Below are 1,534 nucleotides of genomic sequence, written 5' to 3' on the forward strand. Positions count from 1 at the left end.
ATGCCGCTGTATGTGATCTACCCGGTACTGATCGGCTTCGCCGTGTTCTTCTGGATGATGGGGATCCGCAACTTCAAGCGCCGCGTGCTGGTCTAGCCACTTCCCACAAAAAACGGTGAGGCCGTGAAGCCGCAGGGCCGTGCCCGAGCGACATCTACACGGTCGGAATGTCGGGTGGCAACCCGCACCGGCGGACGTTCACGAACTCAGCCTCTTCACCGGTCTGGTCGCCAGACGGCAGCCAGCTTGCGTTCGAAAACTCGTTCGGGGAATCTGATGAGGTGCTGACACTTGCAACCGGACGCGTGCGCGCGCTTGCCGTGCGGATCCCGCGAGGTGGTGTCAACCTCGCCGACTGGCAGCCGTTGGGCGGCTAGTCGCTCAGGTAGATTCACCAGCTGACTAACTATTAGCTATAGCTAGTGGTGATCCGGGGCCACGATTTTCGGGTGGATGATTGTTGGGGTGGCCCACCAGCTGGATCGGATTGCCGATCAGGTCGGGAGCGGCGCATCGGCCGGGAAGCCACGGCGGCGGTACTCGTCGTAGTGGCCGCGCCACTCGTCGGTGAGCTGATTCGTCGACGCGGTCGCCGCACCGGCGGCAAGCTGCCGATCAAGCCGGTCCAGACAGACATGCCAGCCGGCCGCATCGCGCGCCGCCTTGTCGCGTGTGTCGAGCTCGACCGTGAACCGCAATCGGGTGGCAGGGCGCTCGCCCGCATCCAGTGGTTCGAGCTCGAAGTGAAGCTGGTCATCACCCCAGGTGAACGACAGACGGCGCGGTGGATCGATCGCGGTCACCTCGCCGGTGATCGAGTCGACCCCATCCGCGTGGAAGTCGAAACTCAGCCTGCCCCCGAGCCGGAACTCGCCGGCGACCGCACACGGGAACCAGTGCTCCAGCTCCGACGGCTCGGTTATCGCCCGCCAAACGGCGTCTAGGGGATGCTCCAATCGTCGTTCGAAGCGCAAGGTCGGGCGTTCCGTCGTGGTCTCAAAGCTCGCGTGCATGAACTCTCCCTTCAGTTGTGCTTGCCGGTGGCCCCGGGTCGGCCGCGGTCGAGCCGGTTCGTTGTGGCACCGCGTTGGCTGCCGCCGAGCCCGCCCGCGGTGGCATCAGATGGTGCTCCCCGGCGTCCCGGTCAGCGGCGGCATCGAGATGGTGCTCCAGGGCGTCCAACCTTGCCTCCCACGTGCGCCGGTACGGCTCAAGCCAGGCATCGAGCTCGGCCAGCGGTCCGGGGTCAAGCTCATAGCGGCGGCGCTGGGCGTCGGTGTGCGCCACCACCAGACCGGCATCACGCAGGACCCGCAGATGCTTCGAGGTGCCGGGCTGGCTGAGGCCCAGGGCATCAACCAACTCGCCGACGACACGCGGGCGCTCACGTAGCAACGCGAGCATCTCACGACGATGCGGATCCGCGAGTGCTGCCCAGGTCGATGGCATCAGTGTATATAACCCGAGCCGTATATACGTGTCAAGCCTTACGCTGACGGCGGCCACTCGTGGACGTCAAGCCTTACGCTGACGG

2 protein-coding genes are annotated in these 1,534 nt (G+C 65.4%); both read right to left on the minus strand.

All coding sequences use genetic code 11. From position 1 onward, the window contains the following. Positions 1-494 precede the first annotated feature (494 nt). Positions 495-1,013, minus strand: a complete 519-nt coding sequence (locus WCB02_RS13075; protein ID WP_423958647.1) for an SRPBCC family protein — start codon at positions 1,011-1,013, stop codon at positions 495-497. Beyond that, a complete protein-coding gene (locus WCB02_RS13080; RefSeq protein WP_423958648.1) occupies positions 997-1,449 on the minus strand; it encodes an ArsR/SmtB family transcription factor in 453 nt (150 codons plus the stop codon). Before WCB02_RS13080 ends, WCB02_RS13075 begins: the two co-directional genes overlap by 17 nt. Between the last annotated feature and the right edge of the window lie 85 nt (positions 1,450-1,534).

The organism is Bradyrhizobium sp., from assembly GCF_049581145.1.
GTDB lineage: Bacteria > Pseudomonadota > Alphaproteobacteria > Rhizobiales > Xanthobacteraceae > Bradyrhizobium.

Coding starts and splice junctions, on each gene's coding strand:
- WCB02_RS13075 (WP_423958647.1), bottom strand. CDS start 1,013: ATGCACGCGAGCTTTGAGACCACGACGGAACGCCCGACCTTGCGCTTC.
- WCB02_RS13080 (WP_423958648.1), bottom strand. CDS start 1,449: ATGCCATCGACCTGGGCAGCACTCGCGGATCCGCATCGTCGTGAGATG.